Genomic DNA, 24,281 nt, shown 5'->3' with positions numbered 1-24,281 from the left:
CGAAGGAGGCACCCCTGTGCCCGCAACCACCCTGTCCCTGTCCCCGTTGACGATCCTGGACGCCGCGCCACCCGATCAGGTCACCGCCGCGGCCATGGCCGGATTCGACGCGGTCGGGATTCGGGTCGCACCGGCCGCCGACGAACGCGTCTGGCCGATGCTGGGCGACACCCAGGTCGCTCGCGAGACCCGTTCCCGGCTGGCCGATACCGGGGTCGACGTGCTGGACGTCGAGCTGATCATGGTGCGGCCCGGGTTCGATCGGGATCTGGCCCGGGCGGTGCTGGACGCCGGACAGGCGCTGGGCGCCCGGTTCGTGCTCACCCTCGGGTACGACACGGACGAGGCGCGGCTGATCGACAACTATGCGTGGCTCTGTGCGGAAGCGGCCGATCGCGGCCTGCGTCCCGGGCTGGAATTCATGAAATACAGCCCGGTGCAGACGCTGGCGGCCGCCGTTCGGATCGTGCGGGCCGCGAACCATCCGGCGGGCTGTGTGCTGGTGGACGCCCTACACCTGCAACGCTCCGGCGGCACCGTCGCCGACCTCGCGGGCGTGGAGCCGGAACTGCTGCCGTACGGGCAATTGTGCGACGGTGCGCTGGACCCGGTGTGGCCGTCGGACGACGCGGCTCGGTTGGAGTCCAGGACGGGTCGGCTGCTGCCCGGTGACGGCCGGTTCCCGCTGGTCAACCTGGTCGCGGCATTGCCCGCTGGAGGTGCGCTGTCGGTGGAGGCTCCGGTCGCCGCCCTGGCCGGGCTGCCGCCGGTCGAGCGGGCGCGGCGGGCCCGGGCGGCGGCCGACCGGGTGTTGTCCCTGGTGGCCAGCCGCTGATCGCCGATGGCTCGGCGTCCCGACCTCCGTCCGGTGGGCGAACTAAGTGCACTGTGAACTAAGTATGTGACCAATTTAGTGTTGGACGATCGAACGGTCGGCGTGGGAATGTCAGACCATGCCAGCCACCGACACCGATGTCAGCCCCGACGGACAGTCCGCGAACCCTGAGGATGGAGCCATCCGGGGTGGAACGGGAGCGACCGTGATGACGAACGGAACCACGACCAACCGGGTCGTGGAGTGCGATCTGCTGGTGGCCGGTGGGGGCGCCGGCGGGCTGGCGGCGGCCGTCATCGCCGCCCATCGCGGTCTGGACGTCCTGGTGGTGGAGAAGGCATCGACCCTGGGCGGGGCGACCGCGTGGTCGGGTGGCTGGCTGTGGGCGCCGCTGAACCCGTTGTCGCAGGCCGACGGGGTTATCGAGGATCTGGACGGACCGCGCACCTACCTCAAGCACGCGTTGGGGGAGAACTACGACGAGCCGCGGGTCGAGGCGATGCTGCAGAACTCGTCGAAGATGGTGGGGTTCTTCGAGAACGAGACGAGCCTGCAGTTCGTCAGTGGCACCTTCATCGCCGACATCCTGGGGAACCTGCCCGGCGCGGGCACCGGCGGCCGGTCGGTCGGTCCGAAGCCGATCAACGCCCGGCGGTTGCGCAGGGATCTGCGCCGGCTGGTGCGGCCCCAGTTGTACGAGACCTCTTTCCTGGGAATGGGTATCATGGCGGGGCCGGATCTGCAGGCGTTCCTGCACGCCACGTCGAATGTGCGTTCGTTCTTCCACGCCGCCTGGCGGGTCGCGTTCCACGTGTGGGATCTGATCACCCAACGGACCGGGATGCAGCTGGTCAACGGTCCGGCGCTGGTCGCCCGACTGGTCAAGTCGGCCGACGAGGCCGGCGTGCGGCTGTGGGTCGATTCGCCGATCACCCAGCTGGACACCGATGATTCCGGTGCGGTCACCGGTGCGCTGGTGCAGCATCCGACCGGGCCGGTCACGGTGCGGGCCCGGCGGGGGGTGGTGCTGGCCACCGGCGGCTTCCCGCACGACGTGCACCGGCGGGCGGAGTTCTTCCCCCGGACGCCGACCGGTGCGGAGCATTGGACGCTGGCGCCGAAGGAGACCACCGGCGACGGCATCACCGTGGCCGAGCGGGTCGGCGCCGCGCTGGACACGTCCCTGGCTTCGCCGGCGGCGTGGTGCCCGGTCTCGCTGGTGAAGTACCGGTCGGGTCGGGTGGGGACCTACCCGCACATCGTGGACCGGGGCAAGCCGGGGCTGATCGCGGTGGCGGCGAACGGGAAGCGGTTCGTCAACGAGGCCGACGGCTACTACCAGTTCACCACCGGCATGATCGAGGCCACGCCGCCCGGTGAGCCGGTGCAGGCCTGGTTGATCTGCGACCACGCATTCAAGCGCAAGTATCCGTTCGGGATGGCCAAACCGTTCCCGGTGCCGGCGTTCCCGTACCTGCGCAACGGGTACATGAAGCGCGGCAAGACATTGCGCGATCTCGCGGTGAAGTGTGGGATCGATCCCGTCGGTTTGGAACGGACCGTCGCCGAGTTCAATGTGCACGCCCGGGTCGGGCAGGACCCCGAGTTCGGCCGGGGCACCACCCCGTTCAACCGCGGGTCGGGCGACAAGGAACACGGCCCCAACCCGTCGTTGGCACCGCTGGAGCGGGGTCCGTACTACGCGATCCGGGTGCTGCCGGGCAGCTTTGGCACGTTCTACGGGCTGAAGGCGGACGAGCACGCGCGGGTGCTGCGGGCCGACGGGTCGGTGATCCCGGGGCTGTACGCGGCCGGCAGCGACCAGGCGAACGTGATGGGCGGGCACTACCCGTCGGGCGGGATCAACATCGGCCCGGCGATGACGTTCGGGTACATCGCCGGCAACCACGCCGCGGACGCGCCGGCCGGCTGAGCCGCGTCCGACCGGTCGGGTGAGCCGCGTCCGACCGGTCGGCCCGTCGCCGTGGCACCATCGAGGAGGCGCATCGACCGTCAACCGGCGAATGACCGGCGCCGGCCGGTCGTCACCACATGACGGGTCGGGGCCGGAAGGGGTCCGGATGAAGATCATCCTGCTCATCGTCGCGGGTGTGCTGATCGTGATCGGCGCCGTCTGGGCATTGCAGGGCGTCGGGGTGCTGGGTGGCTCCGTGATGTCCGGCAACTCCACCTGGGCCATCATCGGCCCGATCCTGATCGTCGCCGGAATCGTCGTCGGCGTCGTCGCGCTTCGCCGGAGTTCAGGCCGAACCTGAGGGCGAGGTGGCGTGACGGTCCAGCCATTCCAGGATCATGCGGGTCGTCGCTTCGGGCCGTTCCTGCTGGATCCAGTGGCCACTGTCGAGGTGCGTCTCTTCGACGCCGGGAACGAAATCGGCGAGATTCTCCAATCGAGCAACGGGGTCTCGGTCGCCGTAGATCATCAGAGCGGGCTGGCGAATGATCGGGTCGACGTCGGCGAGCAGGTGCCAGTCGCGGTCGAGGTTGCGGTACCAGTTGATGCCGCCGGTGAACCCGGACGACTGGAAGGCGGCGATGTAGACGGCCAGGTCGTCCTCGCTCATCAGGAGCTCGCCGCGGCGAGTCTCGGCTCGGGCGATATCGATCATCTCCATCCCGGGCGGGACCTCACCGGACGGCTCGTTCTTGCAGTACAGATTGCGCAGGAACCGTGCCGGATTCTCGTCGAACACCGCGTCGGCGACGCCGGGTTGCCGGTTGAAGTGGACGAAGTAGTAGTCGCTGCCCAGCACCGCTTCCATGAACTCGAGCCAGGGTCGGTCGCCACGCACGGGGTACGGCAGGCTCAGGCAGATCACCTTGTTGACCCGCGTCGGATGCAGCAGGGTGAGACTCCAGACGACCATCGCGCCCCAGTCGTGCCCGATGAAGGTCGCGTCCGGGTAGCCGTAGTGGTCGAGCAGTCCGATCAGATCACCGGCCAGGTGGGCGATGTCGTAGTCGGTCACCTCGCCCGGACGGGCGGAGTTGCCGTAGCCGCGTTGGTTCGGGGCGATGACGTGGAAACCCGCGGCGACCAGCGCAGGCACCTGATGACGCCATGTGAACGCGAGATCCGGCCAGCCGTGACAGAGCACGACGGGCTTGCCGGCGTTCTGCCGGCCTGCTTCGAAGACCTCCAAGTCGACGCCGTTGACGGCGATAAGGGTCGGTTCGGGAAAGTCCGTCGGGTTCGTTCGGGGATCCATGCCCCCACTCAAGTACCAATACCGGTCACCGAATGACCGGCTTTCTCTGGTTGTCGTCGACCGGCGAGCGCCGGGACGTCGGAGGCGCCGGGCGCCTCGTAGGATCATCGCAATGAACCCTCTCGCTTTCGTCGCGAACGCCCTCGACGGCACGGTGTCGACGTTCCTGCTCGGTGACGGAACTCTGCGGCGCGTGGCCGTGAGCGAGATAGGGCCGGGTTGCTCGGCTCTGGCGGTTGATCCGGCACGGCGCCAGATCCACGTGGCCGTCAAGGGCGATCAACCGGCGATTGTCTCCTGTCGGATCCACGGTGACGGCCGCCTGGAACAGATGTCGCGCCGCGACGTGGAATCGAGCCTGACCTACCTCACGCTGACACCGGATGGAAGGGCGCTCCTGGCCGCCTCCTACGGCGGCGGCTTCGGGATCTCGCTGGCCGTCGGCGATTCGGGTATTGGTGACCTCGTCTCCCGGATCGCTCACCCGAATATGCACTCCTGCGCGGTCGGGCCCGATGGGACGACCGCGTATTTTGTATCCCTCGGGGCCGACCTCATCGCGCAATGCGCATTGGATGGCGCTGCCTTGACGCCGCTGGACCCGCCGACCGTGGCGGCTCCCAGCGAGTGCGGTCCGCGCCACCTCGTGCTCACCCGCGACGGCAGGCACATTTACGTGATGACCGAGTTCTCCGGCGAGGTGCTCCACTATCGGCGGTCGCCGGACGGCATTCTCACCCTGGCCGGGGAGGCAGCGGCGTCCGTCCCGGGACGCGGGTTGCGGCCCAGCCGACTCGGGGCGGATCCGATTGCCGGCCATCTCATCTGGGGCGCCGATCTGCATCTATCGCTGGACGAGAAGATCTGCTGGGCGAGCGAGCGCTCGGAGTCGACCCTGGCCACGGTGCCGATCGACGCGGATGGGACGCCGCGTTCCGCCGAACGATTCACCCCGGCCGAACGGCAGCCCCGCGGGTTCGCGGTTTCCCCGGATGGCCGGTACCTGCTGTGCACAGGGGAGAAATCGACGACGGTGTCGCTCTTCCGGACGGAACCCGACGGCGGCCTCGTGTTCTGCGAGCAGGCCGAGACCGGCCGCGGCGCGAATTGGGTGCGATTCCTGTCGGCCTGAATCCGGTCGGGGTAGGTTGTCGCCATCGGGACCGGGCGCGGATCGGCTCCGGATGACGGTGGCGCCCGACGCCGACCCCACTCGCCGCCGCCGGAGAGTCGCCGCTGATCGTCTTTGGGATCATACGAACCATGGACGAAGGACGGACCACATCGGCCGGCGCATCACCTGATCCTCGACCGCAGCGCCGCGGGGCTCGCCCGGCGACGCCACCAGCCGAGTCTTCGCTCGTCACCGCGTGAGGTCGGGCGGGATGGCTGCACACAGGTCCTTCGCGCGCTGGCTCGGCTCCTGGCGGCCGCAATCCTTGCCGTACCGCCGATCGGAAATCATCCGTGGGGCGCTGGGCTCGTTGCTCGGGCTGCTCATCGGCGGCCTCGCCGGGTGGTTGTTCGACGTGGGGCCCGCCGGCCTGCCCGCCATCGTCGCCCCGATGGGGGCCTCGGCGGTGCTGCTGTTCGCCGCTCCCGCAAGCCCGCTGGCCCAGCCGTGGCCGATGCTCGGGGGCAACATCATCTCGACCCTCATCGGGGTGGGGAGTGCGCGGCTGATCGGCAACGGCACGCCCATCGGAAGCATCGCTGCGGCGGCCGTCGCCGTCGCCGTGGCCATCGCGGTGATGATGGCGCTGCGTTGCCTGCATCCACCCGGTGGTGCCTGTGCGTTGTTCGCCGCGGTGGGCACCGGCGCCGTGCAGCAGCAGGGCTTTCTGTTCGCCGTGTTCCCGATCGCGGTGAACAGCCTGGCGCTGCTGGTCGTCGCTGCCGCCGTCAACAACCTGACCGGGCGGGCGTACCCGCATGTGGCGGCCCCGGCGCCGGATCCGGGTGGCGCGGGTCAACGTCTTTCGCTGCAGCCCAGCGAGATTGCCGCGGCGATTCGCCGGATGGATCAGGGCCTGGATGTGCTTCCGCAGGACATCGTGGCACTCGTCCGCGACGTCGAGGATCATGCCGTGGACCGGCGGCTGGGCCGGTTGCGGGTGGAGTCGGTGATGACCCGCGAGGTGAAGACCGTCCGGCCGACCGAGACCATGTACCGGGTCAGGATGATCATGTCGAATGACCTGGTCAAGGCGGTCCCTGTCGTCGACGAGACCCGTCAGGTGGTCGGCATCACCACCATTTACGACCTCTTCCGCCTCGATCTGGTCAACCTCGACCCGGTGCGCAAATACATGACGTCCCCGGTCCGGACGATCCGGGGTTCCGCGCCGGTCTCCGAGCTCGTCGCGCTGATGAGCGGCGAAGAGCTGCGCCACATTCCCGTCGTGGACGAGGACGGACGGTTACAGGGCATCGTCAGCCGCACCGAGCTGATCGTCGTGCTGCACCGCGCCCTGGTCGAAGCAACCACCGGGCCCGCCGGACCGGTGGCGGACACGTGAGCCCGGTCGACATCGTCCGATCGACCACGGTCGGTACCGAGCCTGTTCGGTGTGAGGAGCCTGTGCGACCTACCCAGAGACAGGCCCGACTCCCCCCGGGTTCGCGATGATGCCCGAATGTGGGCGCGGTCGGTTCGGGCGCGCGCCTACCGTGGCCAGCATGCATCCGCGCGATGTCCTCGCCCAGGCCGCCCGTGACCCGGACGCCGTCGACCGGTACGCGCCGGGCCCGGACCACGTCGTCGATGTGTACCTGCCGCCGGGGAACGAGGCGGCTCCGGTGATTGTCCTGGCGCACGGCGGCTATTGGCAGTTCGACCGCCGGCCCTGCCGGCTGCTGGCCGGTGCGCTGGCCGACGACGGGTTCATCGTAGTGCTGCCCGAGTACCGGCTCACCGGCGGCGGCGGTGGATGGCCGCAGAGCTACCGGGACATCCGGGCCGCCGTCGATCACGTGCCCGAGCTGCTGGCCGCACTCGCCCGACCCGGCGCGGCCGATATTGCGCTGCTGGGGCACTCGGCCGGCGGGCACATGGCAATGTGGCTGGCCCGGCGCGAGGGTCTGCCGGCGGGAATCACCCGGGTGGTCGCCCTGGCCCCGGCGGCGGATCTGCGCGGCATGTACGACCGTCATCTGAACGACGCGGCGATGACCGCGTTGATGGGTGGTTCGCCGGCACAGGTGCCGGACCGCTACGCGGCGGCCGACGCCCTGACCGGGGACGCCGCCGGCGTGCCGATCATCGTCTTGCACGGCGCCGACGACGAGGTCATCCCGGTCGAGATGTCCCGCGCGCTGTCCGGCGTGGAGTACCGAGAACTGCCGGGAATCGGCCACTTCGACATCATCGACCCACGCACACCCGCCTATCCCACCGTCCTGGCGGCCGTCCGCGGGGACGGTCAGGGCTGACGTTGTTCGCGCCAGTGGTCCGGCCCACCGTGTTTGGCCCTCCCCGGGTGTGATCTTCCGCCGGCCGTCAGTGGATGGCTGCGCGGTCAATGAATCCGGGCCGGCTTGGCTGTGCGGTCCGGAGTCGCCGACGGCGACGTTGCCCGAGACGCTGGACGAGTTCCGCTTTTCTGTGCGGGTGTCGGCGCCGGTCAGCCGGTCGCGCCGGACCGGTGCGCCGCCCAGTCGATCGTCGGGCGCGGCAGCCCCCGCCGGTCCAGGTAGCGGCTGGCCGCCCGCCGGGCCTGCCCGATGATCCGCATCATGTCCAGTGGATTGCTCGGAAACTGGCTGGGCAGGATGCGATCCGGCCGGAACCACCAGTGGCCGTCGATCTGGCCGAGTTCACCGGTCGCACCCGCCTGGCGTTGGTGCCACAACGCATCGTCGTGCCGGTGCAGCAGGACGGATGCCGGCCCCGCGACCAGCCCCGCCGTCGGCCCCGCCACCCGGAAGGTGGCCGAACCGGGCTCGACGGCCAGTCGGACCCGCCGGAGCACCGGCGGCTCGCCTTCCGTCGCGGTACCCAGCACGGCATTGTCGAAGGAAGGCAGTTCCCGGCCCAATTGCGCGAACCCACTCCGGTCCGTGCGGGACACCGGCGGCGCGCTCATCGGACCGGGGTCGCTCGACGGGCGCCGGGAGGTGATCTCCCGAGGCGTCACGGTGATGACCAGCCGCATGTAGTACCAGTCGAACAGCCGCCGACCGATGACCGTCCGGCGGTAGCTCGTGGACGCCGGTTGGCGGATGGCCAGCTTGCGCCAGTATTGCTCCAGGCCCGCGGTGCCGGTCTCGATCCGGGCCGGGCAGCGGGCGGTCCCGCGTACGAGTACGTGCGGCAGGTCGTCGCGCCCGGTCCCGGTCGGGTCGGAGAACAGCAGGGCCACCCGCGGATCGCGCCGCACGTTGAACGCCTTCTGCGGGAACGCGATCGACGTGGTCAGCACGATCCGGTCGGCGGCCGGTGATACGTCGACCACGACGGGCCAGGCGATGGGCACTCCGGTACGGCTGATGGTGGCGAACTCACAGGTCCGGTACTCGTCGAGGATGTCGCGGAGGTCGTGCAGGTCGGTGGTGGTCGTCGGCTCGGTCATGGGCACAGTCTGGGCGGCCGTCCTGGAGGCGGGCTGGAGTCGGACTGACGGACGCGAAGGGGTCCGGCCAAGTCGCGGCCAAGCGATTGCCAAGTCCCTGACGGGAGGCTGATCGTGTCAGCCACGCAACTTGTTCAGGAGCCGAACCGTGACCACCACACTCCCGCCGGTCCCTCAGATCAGCTTCGCCGGGCAGGCCGCGGCCCCGCCGGGCCCGTGCGATCTCGTCGCGATGTACGTGATGCACCACGCATTCCGCCGGGACCTGCGGGTGTTCGGCGCCGCGGTCGCGGCCACGCCGGTGGGCGATCGCCGGACCTGGCAGGCGCTGCGCGGCCGGTGGCGGCGGTTCTCCCGGGTGCTGCACCACCACCACAGCGGCGAGGACGAGGCGCTGTGGCCGCTGCTGCTGTCCCGAGCGTCCACCGACGGCGATCGGGCTGCGCTGCGGGCCATGGCGGACGAGCACGAGGAGATCGATCCGCTGCTGGCCGGCTGCGCCGCCGGCTTCGAACGCCTGGCGTCCGGCCCGGACGAGGATGAGCGGGCCGCGCTGGCGGTTCGGCTGGCGGCCACCGCGGAACGGCTGGGACGGCACCTTGGCCACGAGGAGACGGACGCGATGGCCGTGCTACAGGCCCATCTGACGCCGTCCGAATGGGACCACCTGCACCCGGCCTTCGCCCGGCACTACTCCGTCGGCGACATGGTCTTCACCGTGTCCTGGGTGCTCGACGGGCTGCCCGCCGACCAGCGTCGGACGGTGCTGCGGTTCTTCGGCATCCCGCTGACCGCGACCTGGCACGTGCTTCGGTGGCCGCACCACTGGCGGGAGCGGCGCATCTTCCGATACGTGCGACCGGCCGTGGGTGGTTGACCCGGTCCGGGCGGTCAGAATCCGAACCGCTCGCGCAGACCGGCGAGCCACTCGGCCACCAGCGGCATTCCCCAGTCGTGGCAGATCCGGGTCGCCTCGTCGGCATGCCGGCCGGCGAGTGCGGTTTCCCCGACCGCGGCCGCCGCACAGGCCAGGAAGGCGTCGATCGGGCCCAGTGGTGGGCCGGTGCCGGCCGCGGCCATCCGACCCGACCACGGCACCATCACCGGGTAGAGCCGGCCGGCCAGTTCGGGGCGACCGAGCACGAGTGCCGCCTCCGCGAGAATCGCGAAATCGAAGGGCGCATCGAAGCGCTCGGCGTCGAGTGGGGCGGGAGCCCGGTCGAGTACTGCGGCCGCCCCGGTCAACTGCCGGCTGCGCAGGAGACCGATCAGCAGGGGAATTCTGACGTCCGTCGCACCGAGCCGGCTCAGTTCGCCGAACAGCTCCGCGCAGGTCCGGGGATCGCCGCGCCACAGCGCGATCATGGCGCGCGCCGCCTGGACCGCCTCGTTTCGAAAGGGGAACGACGAGAGTGCGGCCCGGCGCAGGTTGTCGGCCACTATCGCCTCGGCCGCGTCGAAGTGGCCCTCGATCGCCAGCCAGGCCGCCTGGTGCGCGCCGAGCATCACCTGCAGCATCCGGAGCCGGTGCCGCTCGACGTGCGCCGTCGCTTCGGCCACCGCGATCCGGCGGTCGGCGACCCGGCCGGCCTCACCCGCGTAGACCACCTGCCAGAACAATCCGACGCCTTCGCCGTCGGGATCGCCGGCGGCGCGGGAGCAGGTGATCGCCTCCTCGATCAACTCCACCCGGCGGTCGAGGGTCGACGGGCGGAAGATGGCCTGGCTCAAGGTGCAACAGGCGTACGCCAGCAGCGGCGGCTGACCCAACCGGCGCGCCATCGTGAAGCCGCGTTCGGCGAACGCCACCCGCTCGGCGGGTCGCCCCCCGGCACCCGGGGCCGTCCAGAACAACTCTCGGGACAGAGCGAGGAACACCCGGCAGCGGAGGGGGGAGTCCTGCGCCGGAAGGTCCCGGGCAGCGGCGCGCAGGGCGGCGACCGTGACGTGATGCTGCGCCCCCTCGGCGACGTTTGACCACAGGCCGCCGTCGGCCGCGGCGATCGCGGCACCCGCCGCGCGCTCGACATCACCCAGCCGGTTGGCGATCTCGATCGCCTCCGTGGTGGCCGACCGCTGCCCGTCGGTGTCGGCGGCCCGCCGGCAGGCCGCGGCCCGGGTGAGCAGCAGGTCGTAGCGGTCCGACGGGGTCGCCGCCGGGTCAAGGGCCTGCGCGGTCAGGGCCGCGGCCAACAGGTCGGCCGCCTCCTCATGGGCGTCCAGGCCGGTCGCGTAGCCGGCCGCCTCGACGGCCGCCGGCCACGCCTCGGCGGCGTGGGCCGGGCCGGCCTGCAGCCAATGCCGGGCGATCTCGGCCAGGTGCCGGCCCGAGCCGTGCCGCTCGCGCAGGGCCCGGGCGGCCGCGGCGTGCCGGCGATGCCGCCGAAGGGGCGAATCCGCGGCCTCGACCGCATCCCGGACCAGCGCGTGCGCGAAGCGCAATTCCCCGGCGTCGGAGACGATCAACAGGCCGGTGTCGAGGGCGGGTTCGAGATCGTCGAGCGCCCGGTCCGGGTCGGTGCCCTCGATGTGCGCCAGCAGATCCGGGTCGACGGTGCGGCCCAGGGCGGCGCACGCCCGCAGCAGGCGCCGTGTGTTCACCGGCAACCGGCCGACCCGCGCCGTGATCACGTCACCCACCGCGGCGGGCACCGATTCGGCCGTCGGGCCGGCCCGCAGCAGTTCCAGCACGAAGAACGGATTACCGCCGGTGCGGTCCCGGAGCCCGGCGACGACACCGGGCGTCAGTTCGGACGATTCGCCCGCTGCGGCGAGCGCGCCGACATCCGCGGCGGTCAGCCCGGACAGGTCCATTCGCAGCGCTTGCCGGCGAGCCAACGTCTCGGCGTACTCCGCGAGCGCACCGGACGGCGCGGGGTGCGCCCGGCGGGTCGCCAGAACCATCAATCGGCCCCGCTCAATCCGTTCGGTGACGTGCCGTAGCAGCGACAGCGTCGACGGGTCGGCCCAGTGCAGGTCGTCGAACACCAGCAGCTGGGGCTCGTCGGTCACCGCTAACGCCACCGACCGGAGGACGGCCTCGAACTGGGCGAAGCGGTCGGCGCCGCCGGCGATTTCGCGACGATCGGGATCGATCAGGGCGGCCGTTCCGGCGTCCCGCCCCCGGGTCAGCGACCCGAGCACCGACACCCACGGCCACAACGGCGGCGCGCCCTCGTCCGACGAGCAACGCCCGATGTGCACACCGAAGCCCCGGTCCGCCGCCCGGTCGGCCAGCACTTCGGCGAGCCGGGTCTTGCCGATGCCGGGTTCGCCGACGAGCATGGCCGAGCGGGGCATGCCGGCCTCGGCACCGTCCAGCAGGTCGAGCAGGGCGGCGAGCTCGGTGCCGCGACCCACCAGGGGCGAGGCCGGCTGGGCGACGGGTCTGGTCGTGGTTCGCGGCCGGCCGGACTGGGCCCCGCCGGCGACCGCGGCCGCCGGGGGCGTCATCGCGGCCTTCGCCGTGCCGGGCCGGGCCGGCGCGATGTCCTGCCGCAGCACCGCGACCTCGAGGTCGCGCAACGTGGGCCCGGGGTCGATGCCGAGTTCGGCGTCGAGGGCCGTGCGAATCGCGCGCAGGGCGGCCAGGGCGTCGCCCTGCCGGCCGGCGCGGGCCAGCGCCAGGGCCAGCAGGGCCCAGAGATCCTCGCGGAGCGGGTGGTCGTGGGCGGCCGGCGCCAGGTCGGCGGCGGCTGCGGAGTCCTGGCCCAGGGCCAATTGGATCCGGGACCGATCCGCGATCGCCGTCAGCCGCAGGTCCTGCAACCGGCCTCGCTCGGCCTGGATCGACGGGTGGCGGTCGAGTTCGGGATACGGTTCGGCGCGCCACCAGGACAGCGCCTCGGCCAGTTCGGCCGACATGGCGGCCAGCTCGTCGGCGGCCGGCTCGGCGGAGATCGTCAGCGGTCCGTCGTCGCCCAGGCGGGCATGAACGTCCTGGCCGACCCGGGCGAACCGGTGCGCGTCGACCGTGTCCGCGGGCACCCTGAGCTCGTACCCGGCCGCCGAGGTGAGCAGAACCTGCGGCGTGGCGCGGGCCGCGCGGTCGGGTTCGATGGCCTTGCGCAGGATCGACACGTACGAGTGCATCGACGCGGTGACCGCGGCCGGCGGTGCCTGGCCCCACAGGATCTCGACCAGGCGATCGACGGCGACCGGCCGATTGGCCTCCAGGGCCAGGGCGGCCAGCAGGGTCCGCGGCTTGGCCGGCCCGAGGTCCAGGGGCGCCGACCCGCGCCAGGCCCGCAGCGGCCCGAGCACCCAGATCTGCATAGGCGGAGTCTAGGAGGGGCGTTCCGCGAATCACTCGGCGAACATCCGGGGGTGGCGGCGCCCGCGGATGTCCGCGGCGGCCCCACGGCGGGTCTTCGGGGCGCCTGAAAGCCGACGTCTCCGCAGGTCGTGCTGGTGGCCAGGGCCGGGATCGAACCGGCGACCTTCCGCTTTTCAGGCGGACGCTCGTACCGACTGAGCTACCTGGCCAGCACAGCGGCCCGGTCCGGGTGGACCGGGCCAGCTGCGACCCCGACGGGACTTGAACCCGCGACCTCCGCCGTGACAGGGCGGCGCGCTAACCAACTGCGCTACGGGGCCTTGCCGTACAAGCTTCCTGCCGACCGAAGCCGACGGAAAACCCGTACCCCCAACGGGATTCGAACCCGTGCTACCGCCTTGAAAGGGCGGCGTCCTAGGCCACTAGACGATGGGGGCTTGGCCATGGAACCCAGCCTCCAACGGCAACCGTTGGGAGCTTGGAAAGCATACGGCACGTGGCTCAGCCCTCCAAAACGGTACCGGGTCGTGGCGTCAGGCGTCGTGGTGGCTGTGCTCGGAGCCTGGGTCGGGCTGGTCGAACGGGCCGCCGCGGGCTTCCTCGGTCAGGTCGGTGATCCGGGACATGATCACGGCGGTGGCCGCCCGGACCGCGTCCTGGTCCTCGTGACGCCCGGCCCAGGTGGACAGGTCCAGGGGCTCGCCGACGATCATCCGCACGGCATGCCGGTGCCACAGGTGCTTGGTGCCGGGACGGGGGCCCCACATGCCGACCGGCACGACCGGCACGTCCGGACGGCTCAGGGCGAGGCGGGCCGCTCCGGTCTTGCCCGGCCCGGGCCGGAGATCCGGCTCGCGGGTCCGGGTCCCTTCGGGGTACAAGCAGACGACGTGACCCCGGTCCAGGGCCCGCCCGGCCGCGGCCAGCGACTCCGCGGCCTGGGCCGTGCCGCGCAGCACCGGAATCTGCCGGGCCGCACGCATGATCCGGCCGACGATCGGCCAGCCGAACACCTCGGCCTTGGCCAGGAAGTGCGGGAAGCGGTGATGCCCGGTGATCAGCCGGGCCATCGCCAGGGTCTCGGTCTCGGACAGGTGGTTGGCGACGATGATCGCCGGGCCCGATGCGGGGATGTGGTTGCCGCGTTCGAAGTGCACCCGGTGCACGATCTTGGCGCCGAGCGTGATGCCGAGGAAACCGATGATCGTGCGGATCGGCCGCTCCCGGGGCCAGTGCACGGTGTCCAGGATTCTGGGCCGTCGCCGGCGAGTGGGATCGGTCATCAGTCGATCCTGCCAACTCCGGCCGGCGACCTCACGGAACGGGCCGGTGGGGCGTCTTCCCGATGTGATCCAGCAGAATCGAACCGTGCATGCGGTCCTTGACACCCCGATCGGGGCGCTCACCCTGGTCGGCGACGGGCAGGCCCTGTCCGGGCTCTACTTTCCGGACCACGCACGGCACCCGGGCATCGGCACCTTCGGCCCGCGGGACGATCGGACATTCGCCGCCGCCCGGACCCAGCTCACCGAGTACTTCGCCGGCGAGCGTACCGAGTTCGACCTACCGCTCGCCCCGCACGGGAATGAGTTCCAGCGTTCCGTCTGGCGGTTGCTGGGCACCATCCCGTACGGCCGGACCCGCAGCTATGGGCAGCTGGCCGCGCAACTCGGCGATCCCGGGCTGGCCCGCGCGGTCGGCGCGGCCAACGGGCGCAACCCGATCTCGATCGTCGTGCCCTGCCACCGGGTCGTCGGGCACGACGGGTCCCTGACCGGCTACGCCGGCGGATTGGCCCGCAAGGCGTTCCTGCTCGAACTGGAGCAGCCGGCCGCGGCCCGGGTGCGAACGCTGTTCTGATGTGGATCAGCCGACCGGCAGCATCTGGCCGTCGGTCGACGCCGGTGAGCCCACGGGCCCGGCGTCGACCGGGTCGGGCGCCCCGACCTCGGCCGGCACCGCGGCCAGCCGGGGGAGCAGCAGCGACTCCCACAGGGACCGGCTCCCTTCCCGGAAGAATCCGTGGTGCCCGACCCGGTCCAGCCCGAACGAGGCCGGGTCCAGCCGGAGGCGCTCGACGGGCGTCCCGCGGTAGAGGTCATCCATGGCGTCGATGGCGGCCGCGGTCAGCAGCTCGTCGTCGGTGAACCACAGGCTCGTCATGGGCGTCGTGACCCGCGCCACCCGGTCACGGATCCGGGGCAGGTCGACCTCGAAGTAACCCGGTGCCAGACACCAGCGGCGCCATTGCCGCATGACGTTCGCCGGCAGGTCGCCGATGATCCGCAGGCGCCGACCGGGGAAGTATCCGGCGGCGGCGATCGCGCTGGGCGCCAGGGTGTGCCAGAGCAGCGGGGCGCGCCGGCGGACGGCCGGCGTGTTGTGCCGCCAGTAGCCGTTGCCACTGGCGACCACGATCGCCTGGTCGACCAGGCCGTGGTGCGCGAACGGCAGCACCTGCCCGCCCAGGCTGTGCCCGAGCCAACTGACGGGCAGCCCGTCGGCCGCCCCGACCAGCGCCTCCAGGGCACTGGCGGCGTCGCCGGCCCAGCGCAGGATGTCGCCGGTCTCGGCCCTCAGCTCGGCCACGCTGCCCGTGCCGCGGTAGTCGAACGCCAGCGTCAGGAAGCCGGCCTCGGCGAGCCATCCGGCCAGCGGCCGGTAGAAGGACGCGGGCGTCGCCATTGCCGGCGCCAGCAGAACCGCCCCACGGGGCACCGCCGGAGCGAACCAGGACACCCGCAGCTCGCGGCCGTCGTCGGCGGTGATCGTCTCGTTATAACGAGTGTCATAGGAAGCCATGAGCGCAAGGTTATGACAGTTGTCATGGGGATGCAATACAATTCTTCGCATGCCCAATGACACGCGGGAGCGAATGGTGGCCGGGGCGGCCCGGATGATCAGCCGGCGCGGTGTGGACGCGATGAGCCTGCGAGAACTGGCCGAGAAGGAGGGCGTGCCTCTCGGCTCGACATACCATTTCTTCCCGGGGGGCAAGGGGGCCCTGGTCGACGAGGCCGTCAACTACGTGGGTGACCGGGTCACGGCCAGCATCGCATCCACCCGGGGTCAGGGCACCGAGCACATCGTCCGGTGGGTGCTGCACGCCTGGCGACGGATCCTGATCCGCAGCGACTTCCAGGCCGGCTGCCCGGTGCTGGCGGCCGCCGTCGCGAAGGACGAGCGACACCGTTCGACTGCCCGGGCGGTGTTCGACCGCTGGACGGTCGGACTGGTCGAGGTGCTGGTCGACGACGGAGTGCCGGCGGATCGGGCGCCGACCGTCGCCCGGACGATCATCGCCTCGCTGGAAGGGGCGGTCGGGCTGGCCCGGGCGTTCGGCGAGATCGGGCCGCTGGACGACGTGGAGTCCGAGCTGATCCGGCTCGTCGCCGCGGCGGCCGATCCGGTGGCGGCGGCCGGCCCGCCCCGGCTCGGGCGCTGATCGTCCGCGATTGGATCCGATTCTTCGTCGAACTGGACCATCGGGGCACGCGCTCGACGCGATGCCTCACGCGCGGCGGTGGAAATCCTGGCCACCCTGACCGCCGTGCTGGCCATCGCGACCACCCTGGCCCTGACCGGCAGCGTCGTCGGTCCGGCCGGTACCTCCGACGCCTCCCCGGGTCGCGTCCAGCCTCGCGCCGATCTTGACGCGGTGAGCGCCGCGATCCCGACCAAGGCTCAACCGGCCATGCCGTCGACGACCAACAGCCTGCTCCGGGCCGGGCCAGCAACACCAAGGCGACCGCAGTGGCGGCCGGTCGACCCGAATGCAACGAGTGCTTCGGGACGGCCACCACCCTGCACGTGGTGTGCAGGTGGGCTGACCGGGTCCCGTCCCGAGTGATCGGAAACCTGGCGGAGAGTTGCATCGCGAGTTCCGGATGTACGCGCCGAGGGCGACGTCGACTCCGACCACTGGGCGGCACCGAAGGGGACGAGGTAGGGGATCGGGTGGGGTTTTCCCTACCCCGACCCGGGGTGACACCCGATGTCGGATTCCGCCGGCGATTCCTATTGTCCGAATCGGAAGCGAAAACCTTAGGAGACGAGCATGAGTCATGCAGCAACGGAGTCGGCGGCGACCGCCGTCCAGGATGACCCGAGCCTGGTGCCGGTGGCCCGGGCGGTCGATCTGCACAAGGTCTACGGCGCCGGGGACACCAGCGTCGCGGCGCTCGACGGGGTGAGCGTCGATTTCTGGCCGGGCCAGTTCACCGCCATCATGGGGCCGTCGGGTTCGGGCAAATCGACGCTGATGCACTGCCTGGCTGCCCTGGACAGCCCGACCGCCGGCGCGGTGTTCGTCGGTGACGCCGACCTGACCCGGCTCGGGGACAAGGAGCTGACCCGGATCCGCCGCGACCGGATCGGCTTCGTGTTCCAGGCGTTCAACCTGGTCCCGACCCTGACCGCGCTGGAGAACATCACGCTGCCGATGGACATCGCCGGCCGCACCCCGAACCAGGCCTGGCTGGACACCGTCATCGACACGGTCGGGTTGCGGAACCGGCTGGAACACAAGCCGAGTCAGCTCTCGGGTGGGCAGCAGCAAAGAGTGGCCTGCGCCCGCGCGCTGGCCGGTCGCCCCGATATCGTGTTCGCCGACGAACCCACCGGCAATCTCGACTCCGTCGCCGGCGCAGAGGTTCTCGGCTTCCTGCGCCGGTCGGTCAGCGAGTTCGGGCAGACCGTTGTCATGGTCACCCACGACCCGAACGCCGCGGGCTACGCCGACCGGGTGCTGTTCCTGGCCGATGGACGGATCGTCGACGAGATGGCCGAGCCCACCGCCGACCGGGTGCTGGACAAGATGAAGCACCTGGACGCGCGTCCGGCCGCGGCCGAGCACGGGGGCTGAGACGATGCTGAAGGTCACCCTGAAAGGGCTACTGGCCCACAAGCTCCGGCTGGGCATGAGTGCGTTCGCCATCGTCCTGGGGGTCGCGTTCGTGGCGGGCACCTTCGTCTTCACCGACACGCTGAACCGCAGCTTCACCGACCTGTTCCGGCAGACCGCTCCCGATGTCACCGTGCGCCCGGCCGGCGCCCAGGACAACGGCGGGTTCACCGGTTCGGACGCGCGCAGCGCACCGGCGGACATGGTCATAGCGCTGGCCGACCTGCCCGGGGTCGACCGGGCGGACGGCAACATCCTCAACCAGAGCACCTACATCGTCGGGCGGGACGGCAAGATCGTCGGCAGCGGAGGCGGCGCCCCCGGGATTGCGACGAACTACAACGACGCCCCGGCCGCCGACGGGTCCCCGATCGTCACCCTGACCGGCGGGGCTGCGCCGGCCGGACCGAACCAGTTCCTGGTCGACGACAAATCGGCGGCATCGGCGGGTTTCACCATCGGCGACGAGATCACGCTGGTCACCGCTGGTCCCGAGCCGAGCGTGCAGGGCACCATGGTCGGCACGGTGCGATTCGGTGAGACGGGCAACACGATCGGCGCCACTCTGGTGCTGATGGACACGGCCACTGCGCAGCGCCTGTACCTAGGTGGGTCGAACGCCTACACCGACATCGCGGTCACCGGTGATGGTTCGGTGTCCAACGCGCAGCTGGCCGCGGAGGTGACCACCGCGCTGCCGAGCGGGTACGAGGCTCTGGATGACGCGCAGATCGCCGCGGAAAGCCAATCCGACCTGGCGGAGGGACTCTCCTTCATCACCACCTTCCTGCTGGTGTTCGCCGCCGTCGCCCTGGTGGTCGGGACCTTCCTGATCCTGAACACCTTCTCGATCATCGTCGCGCAACGCACCCGGGAACTGGCCCTGCTCCGGGCGCTCGGGGCGTCGCGGCGGCAGGTCACCCGGTCGGTGCTGACCGAGGCGCTGGTCGTCGGGCTGGTCGGGTCGACCGTGGGGCTGGGCCTGGGATTCGGGCTCGCGGTCGGGCTCAAGGCGCTGTTCGGGGCGTTCGGACTCGATCTGTCCAGCGCGGGTCTGGTCTTCGAATGGCGAACGGTGGCCGTCGCCTACGCGGTCGGGGTGCTGATCACCCTGATCGCCGCCTACCTGCCGGCCCGCCGCGCCGCGCAGGTGCCGCCGGTCGCGGCCCTGCGGGACGACGTCGCGATGCCCGAATCGTCGCTGCGCCGCCGGCTCGTCGTCGGTTCGCTGATCGCCGTACTCGGGGCCGCGCTCATGGTGTGGTCGCTGGCCTTCGACGGCGGCCTGTCCGTGTTGGGCGCCGGCGTGCTCGGCGTCTTCGTCGGGGTCGCGCTGGTCAGCCCGGTCATCGGCCGGCCCGTCGTCTCGCTCATCGCGTGGCCGTTCCCCCGGTTGTTCGGCACGGTCGGCCGGCTCGCCCGGGAGAACGCCAAGCGGAACCCGCGGCGCACCTCGGCGACCGCGTCGGCGCTGATGATCGGGCTGGCCCTGGTCAGCGCGATGGCCGTGATCGGACAGTCGGCCAAGGCCAGTGTCGACGAACTGGTGGCCTCCGACCTGCGGGCCGACTACATCGTCTCCAACGCGATCGGCGCGCCGTTCTCCACCGCGATCGGGCAGGAGATCGCGCAGCTCCCCGGGGTGGGCGAAGTGGTCCCGGTGCGGTACAGCACGGCCCGGATCGGCGGGGACGACGCGTTCCTGGTGGCCACCGACCCGGCCGGCTTCGGCCGGATGACCTCGCTGGTGGTGCGGGACGGCAGTCTGGACAGCGGCGGCCTGGTCGTCGCCCAGGACCGAGCCGCGGCGAGCGGCTGGCACGTCGGCGACACGGTGCCGGTGACCCTGCCGTCCGGTCCGGTCGACCTGACGGTCGGCGGCATCGTCGAACCCACCCAGTTGGCCGGCAGCCTGATCGTCCCGCTGGCCGTGCTCGATCAGCTGACGCCGGTCGATTCGACGGTGTACGTGACCGCGATGCCCGGTGCCGATCCGGCGGCGGTCAGGGCGGGCATCGACGCCGTGGTCGCCGATCTGCCGACCATCACCGCGAAGGACCAGGCCGAGTTCGCCGCTGAGCAGCGGGCGCCGGTCGACCAACTGCTGACGGTCATCTATGCGCTGCTCGGTCTGGCGGTGATCATCGCGGTGCTGGGCATCGTCAACACCCTGGCGTTGTCGGTCATCGAACGGACCCGCGAGGTCGGTCTGTTGCGGGCGGTCGGTCTGAGCCGGCGCCAGCTGCGGACCATGGTGCGGCTCGAATCGGTGGCGATCGCCGTGCTCGGGGCGGTGCTGGGCGTCGGGCTCGGCCTGGTGTTCGGGGTCAGCATCCAGCGGGCCGCCGCCGACGACGGGATCTCGGTGCTCTCGGTGCCGGCCGGTCAACTGGTCGTCTTCGTGGCGCTGTCCGCGCTGATCGGGGTACTCGCCGCGGTCTGGCCGGCCCGGCGGGCCGCGCGGATGGACGTGCTCCGGGCGATCACGGCGGACTGACGAGCTCGCCCCACCTCGTGTTGATCATGGGCTCGCGGCCCTTCTCCTGACGGTCGATGCAACACACCCTGACTCAAGATCGATGACCGGCCCGCGAGCCGACTGGCAGCAAGGCCGCGTTCTTCGCTCGCCGGCAATCGATGGGTCGGCGTTGGCGCCGATCGCGATGGACTGCACCCGCTGGTGGCGGGTATGGAACTGAAGCGGGTGGCCGCGCAAGGGTCGGTCGTCCCGCGACATCCGGTGCCGCTCTGCGGCCCGCCGGGCACCACGACGGTCGCGGATCGGAACCAGGGCCCGGACGGGACGTATTACTCGGCGCACCGCGGCTGGTGAGCAACCCGCGGTCGTCGACAGATTGAGCTGTACATGGATCGGAGCCCGCTGATCGCCCAGGTCCTGGAAAGCGATCACGATCGCTTGGCGTCGGTGATCCACCTGTACGTGCAGACCCGTGGCCTGCTACGCGCTGACCTGCACCAACAGCTCAGCCTGGCGGCGGTCCCGGGCCGGACCGGCACCGACGCAACCCGAGCCCGTGGAGGCGTACAAGATCAGCGAACGGCCGGCCGGGCCGACGACCAGGCCGTGCCCGGCCACTGGGAGGGCGACCTGATCGGGGCAAGAACAGCGGGTCGGCGATCGGCACGCTGGTCGAGCGGTCGTCCCCGGTGTCTGCACCTGCCCGGCCGGCACGCCGACGAGGTCGCCGCCGCGATGATCGCCCAGATGCGTCACCGGCGGTCGATCACCTGGGACCGGGTCGAGCTCGCCGCGCGCAGGATCCAGTTGGCGTGTATTTCTGCGACCCGCACTCGCCGTGGCAACGCGGCGGAGAACACCAACCGGCTGCTGCGGCACTGGTTCGCCAAAGGCACCGACCTGTCGGTGCACACCAGCCGACCACCTCAAACGAGTCCAGGACTCGCTCAACCAACGGCCTCGTCCGACGCTGGACCTCAGGACCCCAGCCCAAGCCCTGGCCCAGTTCCTGGCACGGGCCGCCTGATGACCCCCGTGTTGCACCGACCCCTTGACAAGGCCGATGTCAGAACGGCCGCGAGCCCATGATCAACTGCAGGTGGGGGTGGGAGGGTCAGCGGAGCTGGTGCAGCAGGTGGGTGCCGTGCACCGTCCGGACGGTGCCGCTGCGGGAACGGACCACGATCGACTCGGTCTCGGCACCCTCGGGGGTGTAGCGGACGCCGCGGAGCAGATCGCCGTCGGTGATCCCGGTGGCGATGAAATGGGTGTTGTTCCCGGACACCAGGTCGTTGGTGTGCAGCACCCGGGTCAGGTCGTGGCCGGCGTCCAGGGTCTTGCGCCGTTCGTCGTCGTCCCGCGGATGCAGCCGGCCCTGGATGACGCCGCCCAACGCCTTCATCGCGCACGCGGTGATGATGCCCTCGGGGGTCCCGCCGATGCCGAGCATCAGGTCGATGCCGGTGCCGGGTCGGACCGCGGCGATCGCGGTGGCGACATCGCCGTCGGCGAACAGCTTGACCCGGGCACCGGCTGCCCGGACGTCGCGGATGAGCTGTTCGTGCCGGGGCCGGTTCTGCACGCTGACCGTCACGTCGCCCGGACCCACTCCGAGCGCCCGGGCGACGGCGCGGATGTTGTGCTCGGCCGGCGCGTCGATATCCACCTCGTCGGCCACGGCGGCGGAGCACACCAGCTTGTTCATGTAGAAGACCGCGCTCGGGTCGTACATGCTGCCCCGGTCGGCCGCGGCCATCACCGCGATGGCGTTGGGCATGCCGTTGGCCAGCAGGGTGGTGCCGTCCACCGGGTCGACCGCGATGTCGAACTCGGGACCGGTGCCGTCGCCGACCTGCTCGCCGTTGTAGAGCATGGGCGCCTCGTCCTTCTCGCCCTCGCCGATCACCACGACCCCGCGCATCGGCACCCGGGCCAGCACGTCCCGCATCGCGTCGACCGCGGCCTGGTCGCCGCCCTCCTTGTCGCCCCGGCCGGACCACCGTCCGGCCGCCATCGCAGCGGCCTCGGTGACGCGCATCAGATCGAGGCCGACGTTGCGGTCGGGCAGCTGGTAACGGACGGGTTCGGTCATGTCGCGCATCGTGCCACCACGGTGCCGCACGGGCGCGTCACCCCGGCGGACTGCCGGTCCCGGCGAACCCGGTGCCCGGGTTCGCCGAGGAGGTCGCCGCCGCCCAGGTGCGAATTCCGGCCGGGTGAACCGTCGTTGCGCAACCCGGGGCGGCCTGCGCAATGCCGGTTCAGCCGAGGTCGCGCGGGGTCCCGCATCGGCGGGTTGGTTGTCCGCGATCTCCCCGGTCGAATCCCGCTCCGCCGGGAGCGTTGACCTTCGCCCTCGCCGGATGAACCGTCAGGCGTGCATGTCCTCCAGCTGCTTGCCCTTGGTCTCCTGCACCCACTTGCTGACGAAGATGAACGACAGGAACGCGAACCCGGCGTAGAGGCTGTAGGCCAGGGCCAACGAGATGTCGGCCAGTGGCGGGAAGGTGACGGTGACGATCCAGTTCGCCACCCACTGGCCGCCGGCGGCGAGCGACAGGGCCGCGGCCCGCATCCGGTTCGGGAACATCTCGCCGAGCAGCACCCACACCACCGGGCCCCAGGACATGCCGAACGCCACGACGAACAGGTTGGCCGCGATCAGCGCGACGATCGGCGACGAGGATCCCAGGATCGCGGCGGACAGGTTCGGCGTGTGGTCCGCCACGTTGGCCGCGGTGCACTGATCGGCGATCACCTGCGTGCATTCCGGGGCGGTGCCGAAGATCAGGGCCATGGTGGCCAGGGTGACCGTCATGCCCACGGAGCCGATCAGCAACAGGGGTTTTCGGCCCAACCGGTCGATCGTGGCGATGGCGATCAGAGTGGTGAGGATGTTGATGGTGGCCGAGATGACGGTGATGACGAACGACTGGTCCTCGGTGAAGCCGACGGCTTCCCACAGGATGTTCGAGTAGTAGAAGATCACGTTGATGCCGACGAACTGCTGGAACACCGACAGCAGCAGGCCGATCCACACGATGCCGGCGATCCGGCCGGTGGTCGTCGACTTCAGGTCCTTCCACGACGGCTCCGTCTCGCGCTCCATGCTCGCCCGGATCTTCTCGATCTTGGCGTCGATGTTGCGCGGACCGAGCAGTCCGGTCAGGACCTCCTTGGCCTCGGCGATCCGGTGCTTGGCGATCAGGTACCGCGGGGATTCCGGGATGGTCAGGGCCAGGCCGCCGTACAGCAGCGCCGGGATGATCATCATGAAGAACATCCAGCGCCAGGCTTCCCAGCCGAACCAGAAGTCCTGGTTGGAGCCACCGGCGGCGGTGGCGAGCAGGTAGTCCACCAGCAGCGAGATGAAGATGCCGGTGACGATGGCCAGTTGCTGCAGCGAGCCCAGGCGGCCGCGGATCCGGGCCGGCGCGATCTCGGCGATGTAGGCCGGGGCGATGACCGACGCCACGCCGACGCCGATCCCGCCGATCAGCCGGAACAGGATGAGCATCCACAGGCTCGGGACCAGCGCGCAGCCGATGGCGCTGATCGCGAACAAGATCGCGGCCAGCCGCATGACCGAGAGGCGGCCGATGTGGTCCGCGAGGCGGCCGGCGAGCAGGGCACCGGCGGCGGCGCCGAGCAGGGCGGCCGCGACGGTGAAGCCGAGCTCGAGCGCGCCGGCGTTGAAGTACTCCTGGATCGCCGAATTGGCGCCGTTGATGACGGCGCTGTCGTAGCCGAACAGGAACCCGCCGAGCGCGGCGACCGAGGCGATCCGGACGACACCCTTGCCTTCGTCGGAGTCGTCGTAGATCGACGCACTTCCGTCGAAGCTGCCACCGTGCTCGCCCATGAGCTCCCCTTTCGGTGATCTTGCTGGAGCAGAGCATTCCACTGTTGCCGGTTTCCGCATCTCGAGGATCACGATCGATGCGGCACCGTGACGGGAGTGCAACCGGTACCGCAGCAGTGATTACC

At 70.8% G+C, this 24,281-nt stretch carries 19 protein-coding genes, 3 tRNA genes and 1 pseudogene; 13 read left to right on the top strand and 10 right to left on the bottom strand.

The window, feature by feature from the left end:
* The first annotated feature begins 16 nt into the window (after positions 1-16).
* The 3 genes from ACILSK_RS17310 to ACILSK_RS17300 all read left to right on the top strand — a co-directional run bounded on the left by ACILSK_RS17310 (position 17) and on the right by ACILSK_RS17300 (position 3,111).
* Positions 17-835 (top strand): sugar phosphate isomerase/epimerase family protein, encoded by an 819-nt coding sequence (locus ACILSK_RS17310; RefSeq protein WP_395728424.1) that lies wholly within the window; start codon positions 17-19, stop codon positions 833-835.
* Between the two features lie 208 nt (positions 836-1,043).
* Positions 1,044-2,768, top strand: coding sequence for an FAD-dependent oxidoreductase (locus tag ACILSK_RS17305; protein ID WP_395728423.1), 1,725 nt, complete (start codon positions 1,044-1,046; stop codon positions 2,766-2,768).
* A gap of 148 nt (positions 2,769-2,916) precedes the next feature.
* A complete protein-coding gene (locus ACILSK_RS17300; protein WP_395728422.1) occupies positions 2,917-3,111 on the top strand; it encodes a hypothetical protein in 195 nt (64 codons plus the stop codon).
* On the opposite strand, the gene ACILSK_RS17295 is transcribed toward ACILSK_RS17300, so the two are convergent.
* On the bottom strand, positions 3,097-4,065 hold the full coding sequence (locus ACILSK_RS17295; RefSeq protein ID WP_395728421.1) for an alpha/beta fold hydrolase: 969 nt from the start codon (positions 4,063-4,065) through the stop codon (positions 3,097-3,099). The two genes, ACILSK_RS17300 and ACILSK_RS17295, sit on opposite strands and share 15 nt — an antisense overlap.
* Before the next feature lie 154 nt (positions 4,066-4,219).
* Between ACILSK_RS17295 and ACILSK_RS17290 the strand changes: the two genes are divergently transcribed.
* The 3 genes from ACILSK_RS17290 (at position 4,220) to ACILSK_RS17280 (ending at position 7,497) form a co-directional block, all read left to right on the top strand.
* Positions 4,220-5,197, top strand: coding sequence for a lactonase family protein (locus tag ACILSK_RS17290; RefSeq protein WP_395728420.1), 978 nt, complete (start codon positions 4,220-4,222; stop codon positions 5,195-5,197).
* Positions 5,198-5,450: 253 nt separating this feature from the next.
* The gene (locus ACILSK_RS17285; protein ID WP_395728419.1) at positions 5,451-6,584 is read left to right on the top strand and encodes an HPP family protein; all 1,134 of its coding nucleotides are present in this window, start codon (positions 5,451-5,453) and stop codon (positions 6,582-6,584) included.
* Positions 6,585-6,744: 160 nt separating this feature from the next.
* The gene (locus tag ACILSK_RS17280) at positions 6,745-7,497 is read left to right on the top strand and encodes an alpha/beta hydrolase family protein (protein WP_395728418.1); all 753 of its coding nucleotides are present in this window, start codon (positions 6,745-6,747) and stop codon (positions 7,495-7,497) included.
* A gap of 191 nt (positions 7,498-7,688) precedes the next feature.
* Here the strand turns inward: ACILSK_RS17280 and ACILSK_RS17275 are convergent, their stop codons facing one another.
* Complete coding sequence (locus ACILSK_RS17275) at positions 7,689-8,636, bottom strand: pyridoxamine 5'-phosphate oxidase family protein (RefSeq protein ID WP_395728417.1); 948 nt, start codon at positions 8,634-8,636, stop codon at positions 7,689-7,691.
* Positions 8,637-8,784: 148 nt separating this feature from the next.
* On the opposite strand from ACILSK_RS17275, the gene ACILSK_RS17270 reads away from it, so the two are divergent.
* Positions 8,785-9,513 (top strand): hemerythrin domain-containing protein, encoded by a 729-nt coding sequence (locus ACILSK_RS17270; protein WP_395728416.1) that lies wholly within the window; start codon positions 8,785-8,787, stop codon positions 9,511-9,513.
* Between the two features lie 14 nt (positions 9,514-9,527).
* Here the strand turns inward: ACILSK_RS17270 and ACILSK_RS17265 are convergent, their stop codons facing one another.
* The 5 genes from ACILSK_RS17265 to ACILSK_RS17245 form a co-directional block, all read right to left on the bottom strand.
* Entirely contained in the window at positions 9,528-12,911 is a 3,384-nt protein-coding gene (locus ACILSK_RS17265) for a BTAD domain-containing putative transcriptional regulator (RefSeq protein WP_395728415.1), read from the bottom strand.
* 133 nt (positions 12,912-13,044) lie between these two features.
* Positions 13,045-13,121 (bottom strand) — tRNA-Phe (locus ACILSK_RS17260).
* 37 nt (positions 13,122-13,158) lie between these two features.
* Positions 13,159-13,232 (bottom strand) — tRNA-Asp (locus tag ACILSK_RS17255).
* A 44-nt stretch (positions 13,233-13,276) separates the two neighbouring features.
* Positions 13,277-13,349: transfer RNA gene (locus tag ACILSK_RS17250), tRNA-Glu, on the bottom strand.
* A gap of 96 nt (positions 13,350-13,445) precedes the next feature.
* The gene (locus tag ACILSK_RS17245; RefSeq protein WP_395728414.1) at positions 13,446-14,195 is read right to left on the bottom strand and encodes a lysophospholipid acyltransferase family protein; all 750 of its coding nucleotides are present in this window, start codon (positions 14,193-14,195) and stop codon (positions 13,446-13,448) included.
* 85 nt (positions 14,196-14,280) lie between these two features.
* Between ACILSK_RS17245 and ACILSK_RS17240 the strand changes: the two genes are divergently transcribed.
* Positions 14,281-14,772, top strand: a complete 492-nt coding sequence (locus ACILSK_RS17240) for a methylated-DNA--[protein]-cysteine S-methyltransferase (protein WP_395728413.1) — start codon at positions 14,281-14,283, stop codon at positions 14,770-14,772.
* Between the two features lie 6 nt (positions 14,773-14,778).
* On the opposite strand, the gene ACILSK_RS17235 is transcribed toward ACILSK_RS17240, so the two are convergent.
* Positions 14,779-15,714: a serine aminopeptidase domain-containing protein gene (locus tag ACILSK_RS17235; RefSeq protein WP_395728412.1), complete on the bottom strand. Its 936-nt coding sequence runs from the start codon at positions 15,712-15,714 to the stop codon at positions 14,779-14,781.
* Between the two features lie 49 nt (positions 15,715-15,763).
* On the opposite strand from ACILSK_RS17235, the gene ACILSK_RS17230 reads away from it, so the two are divergent.
* From ACILSK_RS17230 to ACILSK_RS17210, 5 genes and pseudogenes are all read left to right on the top strand, one after another.
* Positions 15,764-16,357 (top strand): TetR/AcrR family transcriptional regulator, encoded by a 594-nt coding sequence (locus ACILSK_RS17230; RefSeq protein WP_395728411.1) that lies wholly within the window; start codon positions 15,764-15,766, stop codon positions 16,355-16,357.
* A gap of 612 nt (positions 16,358-16,969) precedes the next feature.
* Positions 16,970-17,776, top strand: coding sequence for an ABC transporter ATP-binding protein (locus tag ACILSK_RS17225; RefSeq protein ID WP_395728410.1), 807 nt, complete (start codon positions 16,970-16,972; stop codon positions 17,774-17,776).
* A gap of 4 nt (positions 17,777-17,780) precedes the next feature.
* Positions 17,781-20,312 carry an ABC transporter permease gene (locus tag ACILSK_RS17220; RefSeq protein WP_395728409.1) on the top strand — a complete coding sequence of 844 codons (2,532 nt, stop codon included), beginning with the start codon at positions 17,781-17,783 and terminating at the stop codon, positions 20,310-20,312.
* Positions 20,313-20,504: 192 nt separating this feature from the next.
* Positions 20,505-20,648, top strand: coding sequence for a hypothetical protein (locus ACILSK_RS17215; RefSeq protein WP_395728408.1), 144 nt, complete (start codon positions 20,505-20,507; stop codon positions 20,646-20,648).
* A gap of 240 nt (positions 20,649-20,888) precedes the next feature.
* A pseudogene (locus ACILSK_RS17210) lies at positions 20,889-21,321 on the top strand (IS30 family transposase); the annotation flags it as partial.
* An 87-nt stretch (positions 21,322-21,408) separates the two neighbouring features.
* Here ACILSK_RS17210 and glpX read toward each other — a convergent pair.
* Together glpX and ACILSK_RS17200 are read right to left on the bottom strand one after the other, a co-directional pair.
* On the bottom strand, positions 21,409-22,386 hold the full coding sequence (gene glpX, locus ACILSK_RS17205; RefSeq protein ID WP_395728407.1) for a class II fructose-bisphosphatase: 978 nt from the start codon (positions 22,384-22,386) through the stop codon (positions 21,409-21,411).
* Between the two features lie 279 nt (positions 22,387-22,665).
* Complete coding sequence (locus tag ACILSK_RS17200; RefSeq protein WP_395728406.1) at positions 22,666-24,156, bottom strand: sugar porter family MFS transporter; 1,491 nt, start codon at positions 24,154-24,156, stop codon at positions 22,666-22,668.
* Positions 24,157-24,281: the final 125 nt, after the last annotated feature.

Source organism: Nakamurella sp. (genome assembly GCF_044224575.1).
Taxonomy (GTDB): Bacteria; Actinomycetota; Actinomycetes; order Mycobacteriales; family Nakamurellaceae; genus Nakamurella.
The sequence above is the reverse complement of the archived record's forward strand: the minus strand, read 5'-3'. Positions and strand labels throughout refer to the sequence as shown.